Origin of the sequence: Shewanella sp. N2AIL (assembly GCF_022690845.1) — a bacterium.
In the GTDB taxonomy this organism is placed as follows: Bacteria; Pseudomonadota; Gammaproteobacteria; order Enterobacterales; family Shewanellaceae; genus Shewanella; species Shewanella baltica.
Map to the genome: position 1 here is coordinate 1 of NZ_JALBYT010000023.1, position 19831 is coordinate 19831.

Consider the following 19831-nt stretch of genomic DNA (forward strand, 5'->3'; position numbering starts at 1 on the left):
GCTGCTTCAAGTTTGAATTCAGCACTAAATGTTTTTCTGGTTGTCGATCTCATGTGTTCACCTAAGGTCATCTATGAGGCAATAATATCACCTCTATTTAGGTGGCCAAAATTAGTGTGCCACTACACAGGGATCAGTGAACTTCTGTGGCATTACAATAAACTATTCGTATGAAAAGAGTTATGCATGTCCTATCTTTTATAAAAACAAAATAGGCTAAATTAAATAAATTTTTAAGTGAGAGTTAATATTGAAATATGTTATATTCCATCAATAATAAAAAATGCTTTCTATTCCCAATAGGAAAACTTGTGGACATAAAATACTTTTTCAACAAGAAGTCTTTATCTAGTGTTGAAGTTAATAAAGAACTGGCTTTTTTAAAAAGGAATATTTCCATTGCAATTGTCGATGATGAACCATTCCCTGAATTAGAAACCTATCGTAACGCTGGATATAATGTAACTCAATTTACAGATATAGACTCTTTTGACCAACTTATACCATTCGCAGTAATAGTTTGTGACATCCAAGGTGTAGGGAAAAAATTTGGTGATACTTCTGAAGGAGCTTACATTGTAAAAGAAATAAAAGATTTATACCCTGACAAATATGTAATAGTCGCATCATCACATGCATCAAGCCTAAAAGTCGCCGACATGATATCTAGAGCTGACAGGAAAATAAGTCGTGGTGATGGTGATGCTTTAAAATCTGCAGTCAGCCATGCAATAAAAACTGTTGGTAGTGATGTTGAAAGATGGCGCAGAATAAGATTATTCCTAATAGAAGAAAAGGGAATTGATTTATTTGAGGTATGGAAGATTGAACAAGAATTTATTAAAGCTCTTTCTCTTGGTAATACTTCAGGTTTCAAGTCTTTCGTAGAAAAGCACTCTTCTGATGTTATAAAAGGATTGTTGATAAACTTTGTCTCAGGGATGATATTTTAATGGATAAAGAACATATAGAACTTATACATGATTCTCTGCATGAATTAAGATATTTTAATCAATCAATGATAACAGCATCTTCTAGACTTGCTCAATCGGTCCGTACATCAGTGATTGGCGAAAAAGAACCACTCAATTGCAGCTCAGAGCATGCCGAAGAAATTAGAAAACATGTTGAAAATTTAGCTTTTCTAACAAAGCTTTCAACAACGCGATTAGACTTTATTGAGTATGAACTAAATCCTGATTTTTTTTCACAATCCATACCGTATGAAGTTGACTTGTACAATAAATTCTTTAGTGCGAAAAGTGTTTTAAATAGCACATGCAAAAAACATAAGGTTAAAGTTAAATTAGAGAGTGATATTAGAAGCCATCCTTGCATCATGGCTGTAAGTTTAATTGACATTTTACCTTTCTTGCTTCTAGATAACGCTATAAAATACTCACCTAATGAAATGGATGTTGTGGCTAAATTTATTGTTTACAATGATAGTTTAGAAGTTGAAATTACTTCTTTCGGTCCTCACGTACAACCTGATGAAATAAAAAAACTATTCCTTAAAGGCTACAGAGGAAAGAATGCAAAATTACTAAACATTCATGGAAAAGGAATTGGCTTCTATTTTGCTGATAGGATTGTCAAATTACATGATGGTCGCCTAACATTAGACTCTGATGCCTCAACATTTTCTTTTAATAATGTAAAGTACTCGAAATTTAAAATGACACTTAAAATCCCACTTGCTAAAGAATACATAAAATAGATAGTTTACCCAAGAGTAAACCACAAAAAATAAAGAATCATAGTTTTAATAATTAATCAATCACATCAAAGCCAAACGAATACACCATCCCCTCGGAGTTGCCGCAGGGCGAATAGGCAAATTGCGTGAGTCTTGCCATGGATGGCAAGCTAGCTTTCGCAGGTGCAGGGACGCATCCTTCGGAAGCGGTAGCAAATTTGGTTATGAGCACAAGGGGCTTTCAACTCCGTTAGGGGCGTCATGGAGCATCCAAGGAGGATAGGACGAGCAGTCCTCCTTGGTCGGGTGTGGGGTGAAGCCCCACGACTTTGATTTAGATTTTAAAAATTCAAAATCCAAATATAAAAAAGCCCTGCAAGATTAACCATTGCAGGGCTTTTTTCATCTAGTGCGCAGCTAAGCGCTGCGCACTAGACCAAGTTAGCTATTCAGATCTTGAAAGAACTTTTTCACGCCATCGAAAAAGCCCTCAGCCTTTGGGCTGTGCTTCTTTGACTCACCGGTTAAGGTGGCTTCAAATTCGCGTAACAGTTCTTTTTGACGATCGTTTAAGTTAACTGGGGTTTCCATAACCACTTTGCAGAGCAAATCGCCTACCGCATGGCTGCGAACCGACTTGACGCCTTTGCCACGTAAACGGAACATACGACCCGTTTGCGTTTCGGCTGGGATCTTCAGGCTGACTTTACCATCCAGTGTTGGCACTTCAATCTCACCGCCTAGGGCCGCTTTACTGAAGGATATCGGCACTTCGCAGTAAAGGTTGTTGCCATCACGGACAAAAATCGCATGCTCACGCACACTGACCTGAACGTATAAATCCCCTGCTGGCGCGCCAAACTCACCCGCTTCGCCTTCACCCGCTAAACGAATACGGTCACCCGTATCAACGCCGGCTGGGATCTTAACCGATAAGGTTTTGCTCTTTTCAACACGGCCATCGCCATGACACTTAGTGCAAGGATCTTTGATGATCTTGCCGCGGCCATGACAGGTTGGACAAGGCTGTTGCACCGCAAAGAAACCTTGGCGCATTTGCACTTGGCCTTGACCATGACAGGTGCCACAGGTGGTTGCAGAGGTGCCTTTTTTAGCGCCGCTGCCTTCACACAGATCGCAGGTCGCCAGTGTTGGAATCCGCAGTTCTTTGGTTAAGCCTTTAACGGCTTCTTCCAGTGATAACTCTAGGTTGTAACGTAAATCTGAGCCGCGGGCCGCTTGGCGTTGACCGCCACGACGTCCACCGCCGAAAATATCGCCAAAGACATCACCGAAAATATCGCCGAAATCGCCTTGACCACCACCGTAACCACCGCCACCGCGATTAGGATCCACACCCGCGTGACCAAATTGGTCATAGGCCGCTTTTTTGTCGGCGTCGGTTAGGATCTCATAGGCTTCTTTAATTTCTTTAAAGTTAGCTTCTGCGGTTTTGTCGCCTGGGTTGCGATCTGGGTGAAATTTCATGGCCAGACGTTTGTAGGCCTTTTTAATTTCACGTTCGCTAGTGTCACGACTGACACCTAATACTTCGTAATAATCTCGCTTTGACATAATCTCATGCTTCTCAGCTGGTGTTGAACAAACGGGCGTTAGGGTTGCCCCGTAACGCCCGCCTAGAAATTAACGCTTTGAAATCAATCTATTTGATTGATGACAAGTCATTATTTCTTGTCGTCTTTCACTTCTTCGAATTCAGCATCGACAACGTCATCGGCAGTAGCGTTAGCCTGTTTGCCCGCGTCGGCATTGTCGCCGCCTTGAGCTTGAGACTTAGCTTGAGCGATTTCCATCAGCTTAGCAGATGCTTCGATCAGTTCTTGAGTTGCCTTTTCAATGGCTTCTTTGTCATTGCCTTTGATAGCAGTGTCAACAGCATCCATCGCAGCTTGGATTTTCTCTTTATCTTCGCTTGGCAGTGCATCGCCCGCTTCTTCAACTTGTTTCTTAGTTGCGTGAACTAAGCCGTCAGCTTGGTTGCGTGATTGCACTAACTCTTCAAACTTCTTGTCTTCATCTGCGTGAGCTTCGGCATCACGTACCATTTGCGCCACTTCTTCTTCGCTTAAGCCAGAAGATGCTTTGATGGTGATGTTTTGTTTCTTGCCGGTTTTCTTGTCTGTAGCAGACACATGCAGAATACCGTCGGCATCGATGTCGAACATCACTTCAATTTGTGGCTGGCCACGTTGTGCTGGCTCAATACCGTCTAAGTTGAACTGACCTAATGACTTGTTCGCGCTCGCTTGCTTACGCTCACCTTGCAGTACGTGAATAGTCACTGCGTTTTGGTTGTCATCGGCTGTTGAGAACACTTGCTGCGCCTTAGTAGGAATAGTGGTGTTCTTCTCAATCAACTTAGTCATCACGCTGCCCATGGTTTCGATACCAAGAGACAGTGGTGTTACGTCTAACAGTAATACGTCTTTCACGTCGCCTGACAGTACGCCAGCTTGAATTGCAGCACCTACGGCTACCGCTTCGTCTGGGTTCACGTCTTTACGAGGTTCTTTGCCGAAGAAGTTTGTCACTGCTTCTTGAACCTTAGGCATACGTGTTTGACCACCCACTAGAATCACTTCGTTGATGTCTGTTACAGATAAATCTGCATCAGCCAGGGCAACTTTCAGTGGCTCTAATGTACGGAGAATCAAGTCTTCAACCAGCGATTCCAATTTAGCACGAGTGATTTTAATCACTAAATGCTTAGGACCTGTTGCGTCTGCCGTGATGTATGGCAGGTTCACTTCAGTGTGGTTGGTGCTTGAAAGTTCAATTTTCGCTTTTTCAGCTGCTTCTTTCAGACGTTGCATTGCTAATGGATCTTTACGCAGATCTAAGCCTTGCTCTTTCTTGAATTCGTCAGCTAAGTAGTTGATCAAACGGTTGTCAAAGTCTTCACCACCTAAGTGGGTGTCACCGTTGGTTGCCAACACTTCAAATGTTTGGTCGCCATCGTTGCTGTCGATTTCGATGATAGAGATATCGAATGTACCACCACCTAAATCGTATACCGCAACAATGTTGTCGCCTTGTTTCTTATCAATACCGTAGGCTAATGCTGCTGCCGTTGGTTCGTTGATAATACGTTTAACATCAAGACCTGCGATACGACCCGCATCTTTAGTCGCTTGACGTTGTGAATCGTTGAAGTATGCAGGAACAGTAATAACCGCTTCTGTTACTTCTTCACCTAAAAAGTCTTCTGCGGTTTTCTTCATCTTTTTCAAGATTTCTGCAGAAACTTGTGGTGGAGCCATCTTGTTGCCACGCGATTCAACCCATGCATCACCGTTGTCGGCTTGAATGATTTTGAATGGCATGATGTTCACGTCACGTTGGACTTCGTCATCTTTAAAGCGACGACCGATCAAACGCTTAATCGCGAAGAATGTGTTAGTTGGGTTAGTCACAGCTTGACGTTTTGCTGGCGAACCGACAATGGTTTCATCATCTGTATATGCGATGATTGACGGGGTTGTGCGATCGCCTTCAGCGTTTTCTAACACACGTGCTTTGCCACCATCGAGGACAGCTACACAAGAGTTTGTTGTGCCTAAGTCGATACCAATAATTTTACCCATGAGGTCCTCCGAAAAATTTCATTCAATCTAAATTTGTTTAGTTGGTTTTGATATGGGGCTAGACGGTTGAAATATCAAGTCCATCGTTGGCCACCTTCTCTGCCTTGATACCTATATTGGGACAGGGAATTTAATTACAAGGGCGAACAAAAAAATTTTCTGATTTATCTTTCTCTCATCTGCCGCGGGATAAAATATCCAAGCACATAAAATAGTCTTGCTTATCAACCCAAGCTGTTATTCAATCTGCCCACATTGGGCGGATGTTTATCCAGGTAAGGTAGCAGAGTGAAGTCTTCGAATTTAGCGTACGTGTATGGCATGGCGGCGGTCTTCCTCTGGTCTACAGTGGCCACGGCCTTTAAGATTGCCTTGAGTTACTACACGCCACTGCAACTGGTGTTTGTTGCCGTGCTCACGTCGATTATTGCCCTTGGCGGTATCCTGGCTTGGCAAAAAAAGCTTTCCTTACTCAAGCAACAGTTTTTACGCCGCCCTGCATTTTATCTAGTTACAGGGCTCATCAATCCCTTCCTTTACTATGTGGTGCTGTTTAAGGCGTATTCCTTACTGCCAGCGCAGCAAGCCTTGTCACTCAATTACACTTGGGCGGTATTGCTGCCGTTACTGGCTGCGCCTTTGTTAAAGCAACATTTGCGTAAGAGCGACATTGTTGCGGCGCTGATTGCCTACACTGGGGTGTTTATCATTGCCACCGGCGGCGATATCAGCGGCTTTAGTTTTGATAGCCCGCTCGGGATCGGCCTTGCGCTGACCAGCACCTTACTCTGGTGCCTATATTGGATCGTCAACACCAAAGATCAAGGCGATCCCGTGGTGAGTTTATTATTGAGTTTTCTTATCGGCTTACCTTTTATTGCCGTCACTTTAGTACTGACAGATACCCTGCCCATTTTTAGCCTTAAGGCAATATTTGCAGGTATGTATGTGGGCTTGTTTGAGATGGGCATTACCTTCGTGCTCTGGTTAATGGCACTGAAAACCGCCACTCGCACCGCGAACATCAGCACTATGGTGTTTTTATCCCCTGTAATGTCGATTGGTTTTATCGCGTGGATTTTGCAGGAAACGATCGCGATGGCGACCTATCTCGGTCTAGCCTTTATTTTATCAGGGATGATGTTGCAACAACTTTGGCCCCGTTTTACCGAGCGTAAAAGCAAAATAAGCCCAAAGCCAAAGCTAGCTGAATGATGGTTGAGAGATAGCTGAGTGATGGCAGAGTCATCACTGAGTCGCCGCCTTAAACAAACTTGGCTCACTGTAATGAGCCAATTAAAGAACGTAAAAACCGAAGTGGCTAACGTTTTACATCTAAATTAAGCGCTAATATCACCCATTTTGTGAAGGAGTATAGAATGACCCCGGCCGTTCGATTGGCGAAAAAAGCCAAAATTGCGTTTGAAATCCTAGAGTACAGCCACGATCCACACTGCGCCGCCTACGGCGAAGAAGCTGCCAACACCTTAGGACTCGAACCCGCACAAGTGTTTAAAACCCTTTTAGTCGCCATCGACAAAGCCCATGCGCCGATTGCCGTCGCACTCGTGCCCGTCGATCATCAGCTCAATCTAAAAGCCGTGGCAAAATGCCTAGGACAAAAGAAACTGCAAATGGCCGATGCCGAACTCGCGCAAAAATCATCGGGCTATCTGGTTGGCGGCATTAGCCCGCTAGCGCAGAAAAAACAGTTACCGACCATAATTGATACCAGCGCTCAAGGTTTCGATAGGATTTATGTCAGCGCGGGTAGACGCGGTTTAGAGATAAGCTTAGCAGCCACTGACTTAGCCCTGCTTTGCAAAGGCGAATTTGCCGATATCAAGACGCTTTAAGCTATTCAGGCCACATTAAGCACAAGTTATTCGACGTTAAGTAAGTCACTCCACTTTATGCAACATTCGCTCATGTTGAATAAATGGTGAACAAGACTCCAACGACAGCAGCGTACTGAGCATACAATAGAAAGCGTTTGATAAAGCCGAGATATCCGTCTATAAATTGTACTGAGGTACAAATCGACTAAGGATAGTCAGATGGAAAAATCAACCCAATGGAACCCAGAAAATAGCATCAGCCCAATCAGCTGGTGCGCCATGCTACTCTGCATCGCCTTATTTATTTATGAGCATTTCTGGGGAAACAGTTTTACCACTATGGTAGTCATGCTCTATTGCAGTTTTATGCTGCCCTCGGTCTTACTCACCCGCAGAGTGCAGGAAAAGTACTTTATTTATACCTTGGAATACATCAAGGCCTTTCGTAGATTCACTACCGTCATGTCGACGCTATTTTTCTGTATCTGGTTACTTGCCACTTATACGCCGCTTCTCCATTAATGCGCAAACAGACACTGCCATAAATAGACAGTGCAAATTGGTACTTACAATCAAACTATACAATCAAACTATGCAAACAAAAAAGCCGTCAACGTAATGCGTTAACGGCTTTAATTTTATGGTTTTTAACCACTAAACACGGCTTGTGTAATCCCCCCAAGCTAGCCACTTATACGTGGTTAATGCCTCAAGCCCCATAGGGCCGCGAGCATGGAGTTTTTGCGTGCTCACAGCGACTTCGGCGCCAAGGCCAAACTGACCGCCATCGGTAAAGCGCGTACTGGCATTCACATACACAGCCGCTGAGTCCACTTGGTTCATAAAATGCGCAGCAGCGTGAATGTCATCGGTCAAAATCGCTTCCGAATGGCCGCTAGAATATTGGCGAATATGACTAACGGCAGCATCGATATCGCTCACCACTTTAATGCCTAAGGTTAACGACAACCATTCGATGCCAAAATCCTCAGCCTTAGCGAGCGTCACATCAAACCCTAAACCATCAAGCAAACTAAAACTTGTGTCACAAACTGAAAAACGCACGCCTAAACGATGCAGATACTCGGCAATTTGCGGCACAAAGGTGCTCGCCACATGCTCATCCACCAGCAAGGTATCAAGCGCATTACACACAGTTGGACGCTGCACTTTGGCGTTAGCGATCACTTCGAGAGCCCGTTCAAGATTGGCATTTTTATCGACATATAAATGGCAAATACCTATGCCGCCTAAAATCACTGGAATGGTCGCCTGCTCGGCACATAAGCGCTGCAGTGCTTGACCGCCTCGCGGCACTATCATGTCGACATATTGATCGAGTTTAAGTAAACCTGTCACTAAAGCTCTGTCTGAAGAATCAATAAATTGCACCGCATCTATGGGTAAACCTTGGGCGACAATCGCGCCGCGGATCACCTCACTAATGAGTTTATTCGATGCTAGGGTTTCTTTACCGCCACGGAGGATCACCGCATTACCGGTTTTAAGGGCAAGTACCGCGATATCGACAGTGACATTAGGCCGAGCCTCATAGATAACACCGATCACCCCAAGTGGTACTCGGCGGCGAGTCAGCCTTAAACCGTTATCTAATAACTTGCTGCCAAATTCTTCACCTACCGGATCGGCAAGACGGATCACATCGCTAATATCACCGATAATGCCCGCCAGACGCGCATCATCGAGCAACAGTCTGTCGATCATCGCATCCGTTAATCCATCGGCTCTAGCAGCGGCCACATCTTTAGCATTCGCGGCTAAAATAGCGGCTGTATTTTCCGTCAGCGCATCGGCGATGGCTTCGAGTAAGTCAGCCTTTTGGCTAGCGGTTAAATTGGCTAAGGCGTAACTTGCCTGTTTGGCATTATTACCAAGTTGCTGTAAATACTGTTCTTGATTAATTTGACTCAAAACAGACCTCGCTTATAAGACAACCATGTCGTTGCGGTGCACGATTGCGTCACCATAATCGTAACCGAGTAAAGACTCGATCTCGTCGGAATGCTTGCCCGCGATCAAACTCAGGGCTTGGCCGCAGTATCGTGTCATCCCTTTAGCAATCACTTTACCTTTTTGATCAACTAATTGCAGCGTAGCGCCGCGCTCAAACTGGCCTTTAACGCCGACGATACCTTTGGACAATAAGCTGCGGCCCTTGTCAGTCACAGCTTTGACCGCACCGGCATCGAGTACTAAAGAACCTTGAGTCGCAGGGCCGGCTAAAATCCACTGTTTACGGCTTTCTAGCGGGTTTTCAATCGCACTAAAATGCGTACCAACCGATTCCTTACTCACCACTTTTTTGATCACATCGGGGTGATGGCCAGAGGCGATCACCACTTCGATGCCTGCACGGCGAGCAATATCCGCCGCTTCCAATTTAGTCGACATTCCGCCCGTACCTAAACCAGAAACAGAACCGCCCGCTAACATACGTAGGCTGTCGTCAATCTTGACGACTTGGGAGATCAACTTAGCATTCGGGTTAGTGCGCGGATCGGCATCGAATAAGCCCTTTTGATCCGTCAATAAAATCAATAAATCGGCATCACACAACAGTGCGGCACGGGCCGATAGATTGTCGTTATCACCGACTTTGATTTCATTGGTGGCAACGGCATCATTTTCATTGATGATGGGCACAATATTATTGGCCAGCAAGGCATTAAGCGTGTCGCGGGCGTTAAGGTAACGCTCCCTATCCTGCAAATCGGCACGGGTCAGCAGCAATTGGCCGACATGCAGCCCATAAATACTAAAGAGTTGTGACCAAGCGAGGATCAACTGACTTTGCCCGACAGCGGCTAACAATTGCTTATTGGCCATAGTGTCGGGCAGTGTCGGGTATTGGAGATGTTCACGCCCAGCGGCAATGGCCCCTGAAGTGCATAATACGACTTCGACCCCTGACTTCATCAGTGCGGCCATTTGACGAGCAAGCTCAACCATGTGGGCTTTATCTAGCTGTTTACTGCCAGAGGTCAGCACACTCGTCCCCAATTTCACTACTACGCGGCGATACGCAATCTCACTTAAGTTCATTATTCATTTGTAAAAAATAACCGAACAATCCTTATACCTAATCCGCTGGGTAATTGGTAGCAAGGAGTTATTAACTCGAGATAAATTTTCGATTTTGCTTGGAATCACGCATGAAAAAGGGCCATCGATGAGATGACCCTCAAAAAATATTGTCTATTGTAGACAATCTACGTTGCGAGCTCGCACTGCACGAGTCACTAATCGATAGGATTAGCCATAGATAAACTTAGCCACAAACAGCGCAGCCAAGACAACAATGCCCACATTGAGATCGCTAAAACGACCTGTGAGTAATTTGATTGCGGCGTATGAGATCATCCCAAAGGCGATGCCTGTGGCGATGGAAAACGTCAGCGGCATTAAAATACATACAACGACTACCGGTGCGGCTTCAGTCAAATCTTCCCATTCGACATGCACGAGTCCTGACATCATCAGAATCGCCACATAAAACAGTGTGCCCGCCGTCGCATACGCTGGGATCATGCCCGCCAATGGCGACAGGAATAACGCAGCAATAAAGAGTAATCCCACTACAACTGCCGTTAAACCAGTACGACCACCCGCGCTCACACCCGCCGTACTTTCGATATAGCTTGTGGTCGTCGATGTACCAAAAGCCGCGCCCGCAATGGTCGCTAAACTGTCAGCAGTTAAGGCACGGTTTAATCGCGGTAAACGGCCCTTCTCATCGAGGAAACCACCGCGCTGCGCAACCGCAACTAAAGTGCCAGAGGTATCGAAGAGGTCGACAAATAAGAAGGCAAACACCACAGATAACATGCTGACTTCAAAGACTTGGGATAAATCCATCTTCAAAAAGGTTGGCATGATCGATGGCGGCATAGACACAATGCCGTGATACTGCACATCACCAAACACTAATCCCAAACCTGTGATAATCAAGATACTTAGGATAACCGCCGACTTCATTCCACGTTGCACCATAGCAATGATCAGGAAAAAACCTAACACAGCCATGACCGCCGGAAATGCGGTGATATCGCCTAAGGTCACTAAGGTTGCGGGGCTTGCCACCACAATACCGGCACTCTTAAGGCCGATCAGCGCAAGGAACAGACCAATACCAGCGGCAATACCAATACGCAGCGACATGGGAATGCTATTTACAATCCACTCTCGAATGCGCACTAAAGATAAGATTAAAAAGCAAATACCCGACAGGAATACCGCGCCAAGTGCTGTCTCCCAGCTGTAACCCATCTCACCCACAACTGTGTAGGTAAAGAAGGCGTTCAGCCCCATCCCAGGTGCAAGTGCGATAGGATAATTCGCCATCAAGCCCATAACTAAACAGCCGACAGCCGCAGCCAAACAAGTCGCGACGAATACAGCCCCATGGTCCATGCCCGCATCGGCTAACATCATTGGATTCACAAAAATGATGTAGGCCATCGTCATAAATGTTGTCAAACCTGCGACCGCTTCCTGCTTGAGGCTCGTTTGATTTTGTTTCAGTTTGAACAGTTTTTCTAACATGGAACAAGGTTCCTTTTTATTTTAAGTATGTAGGGTAGTTAGATGTAAACACTATGTAGCGTGATGACATTTGCAGCCGATTATAGGGAGTTTAGGCTGGTCAGGCCAGAAAATTGGCAAGGGATAAACACAAGTAACCATAAATCATTCGGTAAACGGCCGAGTGATTTATTCTGAACGCAAATGATGGAAACCTCGCCATGACTGTGCGGTTCAATAAAATGATAAATATGCGGAGTCAGTTAGCGCTTAGCAACTTAGTTAAGCTTGTATTTATTAGCATTGGTAATGCTATCACCTGAGCAAACTACTTCATCGAATAGCGTTTACGTAGCGCATGAAAGGATCGCTTGGAATTTTTTAGGATCACCCAGTGCATACCAATAATCCCAGAGTGGCGCAGGCTCAACATACACTTCAACCTCTTCTCCAGTAATCTCAACGCCACATTTATCAAAGAAGCAATCCCTCACCTCTGAGGAGGCGATTAAGCGCGAGGGCTGACAATAGGCGCTTTATCACTTCTGACACTAACCGTTTATGCTCATTACCATTTGGTAAAACAGTTAAACGCTTAAGCGAAAAAAAGGCAAAAAAAAGCCTGCTCAATGAGCAGGCAAAGACATATTTCAAGCGTCCCTTTCGGGGAAGTACATTACCGCGCTAGCGGGAAAAACCTGGCATATCCATGCAAAAACATCGATATACTACTTGAGTCTAAACACGCCAAAAAAGGCGATACAAAGGTTGATGGATGATGGATGATGGAAACTAAACTTTAAGGAGGGTTAAGCCTTAAAGCTCATGGCGAATAAACCGCCACGCAAAACATCAGTGTTAAACCAAGTGTTCTGCCAATAAAAATGGTTGTTGCCTGTATAAGACATAGTCAATACTCCTAAATTAGTTGTGATTAAGTACTCTAGTGAAGCTTGGCTCGGTTCCCTGGAACTAGAGATTCTCATATCCGTTGAGACGACTTGTCACTCAGGTCCTTGGAGAAAAATATCCATCCTGGATAGACTAGAGAGGAAAGGCATAGCGCCTAATCCACGAAAGCAATTATATGGTTTTGTAGTTTTATTACAACCTTTATTTGTATTTTTTTTAATTAAGGCTTTTTAATGTAATTAAATTACACAATTATAGTAGGGTTAATGGCGATCTGTTTCACAGAAAAACAGAAATAATCCTGTAAGCATCTAATAAGTAAGATATTACAGAATTATTTCTTTTTGTTACTAACGATTGATCAGATATTGATACAAGCCCACCAGCGGACTGGCCGTAGGTTTGCCGTAGAGCGGATCACCTTCTGTCGCACTGCCTGCGATATCTAAGTGCATATAAGCTAAGGGAATCGGGGCTGTTACACCATGGTCAAATAGCCCCGACGCTTTCAGTAAAAACGCCGCCGGATATTGATGTCCGCGCGCGGTAATCGATGATGGGGCATTATTTGAAGATAACATTTCAGCAGCGCCCGACACATCGCGGATCTTCGCGAAGTCTTCAGGTCGCAATGTAGACACTTCAAAGGGTTCGCCCCATTGAGTCGCCTGCTGTTGTAAAGTGACAGCGCATTGCTGCGAACTCGCCACTGAGTTTTCCACCGCCGCAGGATAACTGCCATAACAGCGCACTACGTGACCCGTGAGTGTTGCTACCGAAAACATTTCAGGCTTCACCGCCGACACGGCTTTGATGCGTAAATGACTCAGTAAATCTGCCAGCACTAAGCGCCCTTCGGCATCCGTATTACCAATCCGCACTCGTACACCCGCATGACTGGTGATGATTTCATCGGTCACGAAGGCTTCGCTGCCTATGCTGTTACGCACTAAACCTAACTCGGCAATCACTCGAATGCCCTTAGGCTTGAGCATTGACAAGGTTTTGAATAGCCCCGCCACGGCAGAAGCGCCGCCTTTATCACGGCTCATGCCCGCCATAGAGCCGCCGACTTTCAGATCAGCGCCGCCGGTATCGTAAATCACGCCCTTACCCGCGAACAGGAAAGTACGAGTCACTTCACCCTCTGGCAGATATTCTAATTTCACCACCCGAGGTTGATGACGACCGACGGCAAAAGAGGAACGCGCCACTGCACTGAGCAGCGGATAGTCACGCTCTAAAATATCTCTGTCTTCTACCACTGCGGTTTTGATCACGCTGCCCGCTAAGGATTGCAGGCAATAATCGGCAAAGGCTTTAGCCGACATGCGCTCAGGTTCTGTACCACATAAATCCCGCGCTAATACGCGGCCCGCTTCTAACGCATTGAGTAAATTGCTGTTATGGGTTGATGAAGATAATAACCCTATGGCCTCAAATGTAGGCGTTAAGCCCGTCGCTTCACGCAGCTCTAAGGTTTGCCACAGTTCTTGACCGCAGGCTAACGCCGCGACTTCAGAGGCAAAACTAAAACGCAGTTCCTTCGATGGCACCACATATAACAACGGACGTTTGGCGCCCGCCTCTTTTGCAATGGCAATCGCCGCCCTTGCGGCATCAGCATATACACGCACATCTACATACTCGTCGTTCACTTGGGTGACAGGCGCAATGATCAAGCGACCTCCCGCAAGACCCGGGGCAAACAGTAATGTCGGGCTCTTACCTACGCGCTTATCCACGTGGGCACCGTGCTGAGCCAATAAACTGATCTCATCAAAACCTATGGTATCCAGATCGGGCGTCACCACCACAACTGCATCCCAACCTTCACCATCAAAAATGGCATTTTCTGCTTTTACATCAACGAAGTTAACTTGAAACATGACCCATCCTTTTTCATTATTGTGTCTGCATTATTCCCGCTCTATCATCTAATTACCAATCTAAAAGTGGTATCGAGACCCTCTGAAAAATCCCAACTGGAAACTTTGGCTGCCAGCGTAACAAAAGCCTGTGATGCTGAGATTAATTGGCTGCGCAGAATGTGCTAGAATGGCCGCAAATTTGCCCTATACCCACAAGACCTTATGAGGGACACTTCTGTGACAGCTTTAAGTCAGTTATACCCACAGCCATTATGGCAATGGTTTGAACAAATCTGCGCTATTCCCCACCCATCTAAGCATGAGCAAGCCTTAAGCCAGCACATTCAAGCGTGGGCAAAAAGCAAACAACTTGCCGTCGTTGAAGATGCCGTTGGCAACTTGATCATCCGCAAACCGGCTACGCCTGGAATGGAAGATCGTAAAATCGTGGTCATTCAAGCCCATATCGATATGGTGCCGCAGAAAAATGCCGACAAAGTACACGACTTCACCCAAGATCCTATCGAAGCTTATGTCGATGGCGATTGGGTTAAAGCCAAAGGCACGACCTTAGGTTCTGATAACGGTATCGGCATGGCATCGGCGCTGGCCATTTTGGGCTCAGATGATATCAAGCACGGTCCATTAGAAGTGCTACTGACCATCGATGAAGAAGCTGGCATGACGGGCGCCTTCGGTTTACAGGCGGGCATGTTAGACGCAGAGATCCTGATCAACACAGATTCTGAGCAAGAAGGTGAAATTTACATGGGCTGCGCCGGTGGCGTCGATGCTCAAATCACCCTGCCTATGGTTTGGCAAGCGTCTGAGCAAAGTTACTCAGCCTTTAGCCTGCATTTATCTGGCTTAAAAGGCGGTCACTCTGGGGTGAACATTCACTTAGGTCGCGGCAACGCCAACAAGTTATTAGCGCGTTTCCTATTTGAAAATGCAGATAATTTAGCGTTAGAGCTGACACAATTTAGCGGCGGTTCATTGCGTAATGCGATCCCACGTGAAGCCAACATCAGCTTTATGTTGCCAGAAGAAAACGTCGGTGCCTTAAACGAAAAAGTCGCTGAGTTTGAAGCGCTTATCCGCACTGAACTCGCCATTGCCGATCCTGATATGCGTTTAGTGTTAAACACTATCCCCACGCCAAAACGTGTGATGAGCGAAAACAGCCAAAATACCCTGATCGATTTGCTGCATGTGTGCCCGAACGGCGTGATCCGCATGAGCGATGAAGTCGAAGGTGTGACTGAAACCTCACTCAACGTAGGCGTTATCAGCACTGACGATGAACAAGTCACTATCCTGTGCCTTATTCGCTCACTGATTGATTCTGGCCGTACTCAAGTCGAAGGCATGTTAACTGCATTAACTAACTTAGCCGGAGCCGATATCGATTTAAGCGGCGCTTACCCAGGTTGGAAACCAGATAACAGCTCGCCTGTGATGGCGATAGTACGCGAAACCTATCAAGACATTTACCAGAAAGAGCCTGTGATCATGGTGATCCATGCGGGTCTTGAGTGTGGTCTATTCAAGAAACCTTATCCAGAAATGGATATGGTCTCGATTGGCCCCACGATTCGTTATCCACACGGACCAGATGAGATGGTGAACATCACCACAGTCGGCCAATATTGGACCTTATTATTAGCCGTACTCGAGCGTATTCCAGTTAAGGCGTAACGCCAGAATGTTAGCCTAGCTCGCTCAATTGGCACTCAATTCAAGGCCACATCTGCTCAAGTCAGATGTGGCCTTATTTTTTATCGCGCCTTCTATTAGTGTGTAGAAATGCCATTGATAAAATTTTTATGAAAGAACTGAATAACTTGAATTTTCTACTATAGTTGTTCTGTCTAACCCGAACGTATTTTTGCTTGTCGCGCTTTTAGAGATAGCCGCTTTCCCCTTCAATACTGTGACCTTAAGGAATAGAGATCATGAAATTTGGTAAAATCTTGTCAGCCGCCGCACTACTGCTCAGCAGTAACCTCAGTTTCGCCGAAGAAGTCCCCCAAGCCGTTATCGATCTAGCCGATTCACTGATGCCATTAGGTAAAGAAGTGGTGCTGGTGAATGCCGTTAAAGCGCAAAATGCTCAAGGCAAAAGTTTAGATTCGATCAAAACATTAGATGAAAAATGGATCGCCACCGCTGGGATTGATGATTTTATGTCGTCCTTGATGAACAACGAAGCGGCCAAGTTTCTCACCACCTTCGAAGCCAGCCAACCTTACTACCAAGAAATTTTTCTCATGGATAATCAAGGTGCTAACGTCGCCATGACCAGTAAAACCTCGGACTACTGGCAGGGTGATGAGGATAAATGGCAAAAATCCTTCGCCAATGGCAAAGGCGATAAGCACATAGGTCCGGTCAAATTTGACACTAGCTCCCAAGCTTATCTGGTACAAATATCGATACCCGTCATGGATGGCGATGCCGCAATTGGTGCTATCACCATCGGGATCAACCTCGATCAATTCGGACTCTAATAGCCAGAGAACGCCAGTGATGGGCCGCATCCGCTTTTATTTCGTGGTTATCGCGGCCCTCACCTTTCAGTGTATCAATCAAGGAGGGCGTGACTATGGAATGGTATAAAGATCTTTCCGTTAACCAGAAACTGACTTACCCGAGTCTGCTACTCGCTGGCGTAGTCATCTTCGCCTCTTCAACTGGCATCTTAGGGCTTAAAGCATTAAATAACAGCGCAAATACGCTCGCACTCGAATACTTACCGAGCCAATCTGAACTGCTGCAAGCTGATAAAGAGCTTTACCAAGCGCAAGTTGCCGAACGTAGCCTGATGTTCGTTAACGTGGGCACGGACTCCTATAATAGCCTTCTAAAACAGCACACTAATAGTATATCTTTGGTCAAAGAACACCTTAATCAGTTTTCCGAGGTGACCACTAGTCCCCTCGCAAAAGAAAAACTCAATGAATTAAATCGCAGTTTCGAGGCGTGGAGTACCACCACTTCTGAAATCAGCAATCAGCGCACCCAAAATGGCCGTAACGGTCGCACGACCGCCATTGATCTGAGTTTTGGCCAAGCAGCGACGCAATTCGAGCAGTTGCATCAAAATATTAATCAGTTGATCGATGACTTAAACAGCAACACGGCAGCAGCCGTCACCCAAGTGGATGATGACGCCTATCGTGGGCAGCAGATGCAGTTAATTGCTTTAACGATTAGTATCCTGATCTGCATTCTATTCATCGTTGCCTTGCCTAAACTCATTAGTAAGCCGCTCGCAGTTTTGCTCGCGAAAATCCACGACATTACCGATGGTGATGGTGATTTGACCGAGCGAGTCCAGCTAACCTCTAAGGACGAGCTTGGTGATCTCGCCAAGGCATTCAATCATTTTCTCGATAACTTACATGGCATTATCTCGCAGTTTAAACAATCTACTTCGGAGCTTAATGTCGCCGCCGAAGGGCTAGCCAAAACCAGTGCCACGGCAAAACATACCTTGATGGATCAACAGGCGGCCACCCACAGAATCGCCGATGCCAGTGATCACATTGCTGCCTCAGTGCAAGAAGTGTCAGTCAGTGCCAGTCATGCCGCCGATGCCGCGAAACAAGCCGATATCTTTACCGCAGATGGCCAAGAAAGAGTGAAAAAAACCATCAATGTAATTCGAGAACTCGCAGGGGATGTAGGCTCGGCAGAAATGCAAATCAACAAACTCGAACAAGAAGGCCAACATATCGGCCGCGTGCTTGAGGTGATCCAATCTATTGCCGAACAGACCAATCTATTAGCCCTTAACGCAGCGATTGAAGCGGCGCGAGCGGGCGAACAAGGACGCGGCTTTGCTGTGGTTGCCGATGAAGTGCGCTCCCTCGCCTCTAAGACCCACCAATCCACCGAAGAAATTAAATTGATGATCGCCAATGTGCAAAATGGCACCCAAAGCGCTGTGGCGGCAATTAATATCGGTAATGAAAAGGCCATTTCAAGCGTCGAAGCCGCCAGTAATGCCGGTGAAGCCCTCGCGCATATTGCAGAAATGGTGAGTCAGATCAGCGAGATGAATAATCAAATCGCCCTCGCTGCCAAAGCGCAAACCACTATGGCCAATGAGAGTCATCAAAATATTCAACACATTGCCGAACAGTCGGAGGACAGTTTACGCAACACTGATGAAATCTACGCCGCGAGCGTACAACTCTCGTCAATGGCGGGTAACCTCACGGCGCTGGTCAGTCGTTTTAAACTGTAAGTTGTTGAAAGTGTGTGCTTGCAAATATGTGATGTTTGAAAAGTCCCCTCTACCGAATAAGGGAGCATAAACCTGTCGCAGTGATTATCTGAATTCCGGTGCTCCCTTATATTTAAACAGCAAAGCTAGCATCGATTAGCAGCGCTTAACCATTAAGCCTCTTGTCGCCCGCAGATTGACCAACATAGGTAACATCAACGCAAGGATCACTATCAGCATCCCTACCAATTGCATTTCCGTTACCGCCTGTCCCATAGCTAACGCCGTTAATGCTGCAAATACAGGCACGAGATTAAAAAAGACCGATGCCTTAGCGGGGCCAAGCGCCTTAACGCCGTTAATCCAAAACAGATAACCGAGCACAGTAGCGAATAAACCTATGTAGAGCACGCTAGACAAAGCCGTTGTCGACAGCCCCATCAGCTCCTGCCAAGGGTGAAACTCACCACGGCCTAGCCCAACAACGGACATAGACACACTGGCAGCTATCATACTCAGCAAGGTAAAGGGCAACACAGGCAACCAATGGCCGACCCGTTGCGAACAAATGGTATAACCACTCCACGCCAACATGCCAGCGGCAATCATCACATCACCTTGGTTAAAACTGAAATTGAGCAACTGCTGCACACTGCCGTTGGTGATCACTAGCAGTACGCCCGCCAAACCGCCCACTAAGCTAAACACTTGTTGTCTGCTGAGCCATTCACGCTGTAATAGCGCGTTGACGATTGAAGTCACCAGCGGACTGAGCGCCATAATCAAGGCGCCATTGGCGGCAGAGGTGTACTGCAGCCCATTAAATAACGCCAGATTTAAGCCGCCCACACCAATCACGCCCACTAGCGCTATGACAGCGTATTGCGCCAAACTCAATTTGGGCCAAGCCTGCCGAGTAAAAACGATATATAACGCCAGAGTCACCGCCGCAATGGTAAAACGCCAGAATACGAGGGATTCACCTGACATCTCCTCCAGCACTCGCTTAGCAATGGGAAACACGCTGCCCCAGCTAAAAACGCAAATCAGTAGACAAACGAATGTCATGTAAGGTGTATGGGATTTCATATCGGACTCTAGGGAGGTAATTGGGATTGAGCTTAGTTTATAAG

General features: G+C 46.1%; 15 protein-coding genes. 8 read left to right on the forward strand and 7 right to left on the reverse strand.

Annotated elements, in window-relative coordinates; all coding sequences use genetic code 11:
- Window positions 1-311 precede the first annotated feature (311 nt).
- Window positions 312-953, forward strand: coding sequence for a hypothetical protein (locus MO387_RS13965; RefSeq protein ID WP_107948812.1), 642 nt, complete (start codon window positions 312-314; stop codon window positions 951-953).
- Complete coding sequence (locus MO387_RS13970) at window positions 953-1720, forward strand: ATP-binding protein (protein WP_107948814.1); 768 nt, start codon at window positions 953-955, stop codon at window positions 1718-1720. Before MO387_RS13965 ends, MO387_RS13970 begins: the two co-directional genes overlap by 1 nt.
- 420 nt (window positions 1721-2140) lie before the next feature.
- Here the strand turns inward: MO387_RS13970 and dnaJ are convergent, their stop codons facing one another.
- Together dnaJ and dnaK are read right to left on the reverse strand one after the other, a co-directional pair.
- A complete protein-coding gene (gene dnaJ / locus MO387_RS13975; RefSeq protein ID WP_006082793.1) occupies window positions 2141-3274 on the reverse strand; it encodes a molecular chaperone DnaJ in 1134 nt (377 codons plus the stop codon).
- A 110-nt stretch (window positions 3275-3384) separates the two neighbouring features.
- Window positions 3385-5304, reverse strand: a complete 1920-nt coding sequence (gene dnaK / locus MO387_RS13980) for a molecular chaperone DnaK (protein ID WP_107948816.1) — start codon at window positions 5302-5304, stop codon at window positions 3385-3387.
- Between the two features lie 288 nt (window positions 5305-5592).
- Between dnaK and MO387_RS13985 the strand changes: the two genes are divergently transcribed.
- The 3 genes from MO387_RS13985 to MO387_RS13995 all read left to right on the forward strand — a co-directional run bounded on the left by MO387_RS13985 (window position 5593) and on the right by MO387_RS13995 (window position 7664).
- Window positions 5593-6519, forward strand: a complete 927-nt coding sequence (locus MO387_RS13985) for a DMT family transporter (protein ID WP_107948818.1) — start codon at window positions 5593-5595, stop codon at window positions 6517-6519.
- Between the two features lie 164 nt (window positions 6520-6683).
- Window positions 6684-7160 (forward strand): Cys-tRNA(Pro) deacylase, encoded by a 477-nt coding sequence (gene ybaK / locus MO387_RS13990; RefSeq protein ID WP_107948820.1) that lies wholly within the window; start codon window positions 6684-6686, stop codon window positions 7158-7160.
- Between the two features lie 201 nt (window positions 7161-7361).
- Entirely contained in the window at window positions 7362-7664 is a 303-nt protein-coding gene (locus MO387_RS13995) for a hypothetical protein (protein WP_107948823.1), read from the forward strand.
- Window positions 7665-7796: 132 nt separating this feature from the next.
- Here MO387_RS13995 and MO387_RS14000 read toward each other — a convergent pair whose 3' ends face one another.
- From MO387_RS14000 to MO387_RS14015, 4 genes are all read right to left on the reverse strand, one after another.
- Window positions 7797-9074 (reverse strand): glutamate-5-semialdehyde dehydrogenase, encoded by a 1278-nt coding sequence (locus tag MO387_RS14000; protein ID WP_107948825.1) that lies wholly within the window; start codon window positions 9072-9074, stop codon window positions 7797-7799.
- A 12-nt stretch (window positions 9075-9086) separates the two neighbouring features.
- A complete protein-coding gene (gene proB / locus MO387_RS14005) occupies window positions 9087-10205 on the reverse strand; it encodes a glutamate 5-kinase (protein WP_107948827.1) in 1119 nt (372 codons plus the stop codon).
- Between the two features lie 210 nt (window positions 10206-10415).
- Window positions 10416-11705, reverse strand: coding sequence for an NCS2 family permease (locus MO387_RS14010; RefSeq protein WP_006083923.1), 1290 nt, complete (start codon window positions 11703-11705; stop codon window positions 10416-10418).
- Between the two features lie 1241 nt (window positions 11706-12946).
- Window positions 12947-14485 carry a peptidase M17 gene (locus MO387_RS14015; protein ID WP_107948829.1) on the reverse strand — a complete coding sequence of 513 codons (1539 nt, stop codon included), beginning with the start codon at window positions 14483-14485 and terminating at the stop codon, window positions 12947-12949.
- Between the two features lie 219 nt (window positions 14486-14704).
- On the opposite strand from MO387_RS14015, the gene MO387_RS14020 reads away from it, so the two are divergent.
- The 3 genes from MO387_RS14020 (at window position 14705) to MO387_RS14030 (ending at window position 18719) form a co-directional block, all read left to right on the forward strand.
- Window positions 14705-16165, forward strand: a complete 1461-nt coding sequence (locus tag MO387_RS14020; RefSeq protein ID WP_107948831.1) for an aminoacyl-histidine dipeptidase — start codon at window positions 14705-14707, stop codon at window positions 16163-16165.
- A gap of 257 nt (window positions 16166-16422) precedes the next feature.
- Window positions 16423-16977 carry a cache domain-containing protein gene (locus tag MO387_RS14025; protein ID WP_006080485.1) on the forward strand — a complete coding sequence of 185 codons (555 nt, stop codon included), beginning with the start codon at window positions 16423-16425 and terminating at the stop codon, window positions 16975-16977.
- Window positions 16978-17072: 95 nt separating this feature from the next.
- The gene (locus MO387_RS14030; protein ID WP_107948833.1) at window positions 17073-18719 is read left to right on the forward strand and encodes a methyl-accepting chemotaxis protein; all 1647 of its coding nucleotides are present in this window, start codon (window positions 17073-17075) and stop codon (window positions 18717-18719) included.
- Between the two features lie 135 nt (window positions 18720-18854).
- On the opposite strand, the gene MO387_RS14035 is transcribed toward MO387_RS14030, so the two are convergent.
- Window positions 18855-19787, reverse strand: coding sequence for a DMT family transporter (locus tag MO387_RS14035; RefSeq protein ID WP_107948835.1), 933 nt, complete (start codon window positions 19785-19787; stop codon window positions 18855-18857).
- Window positions 19788-19831: the final 44 nt, after the last annotated feature.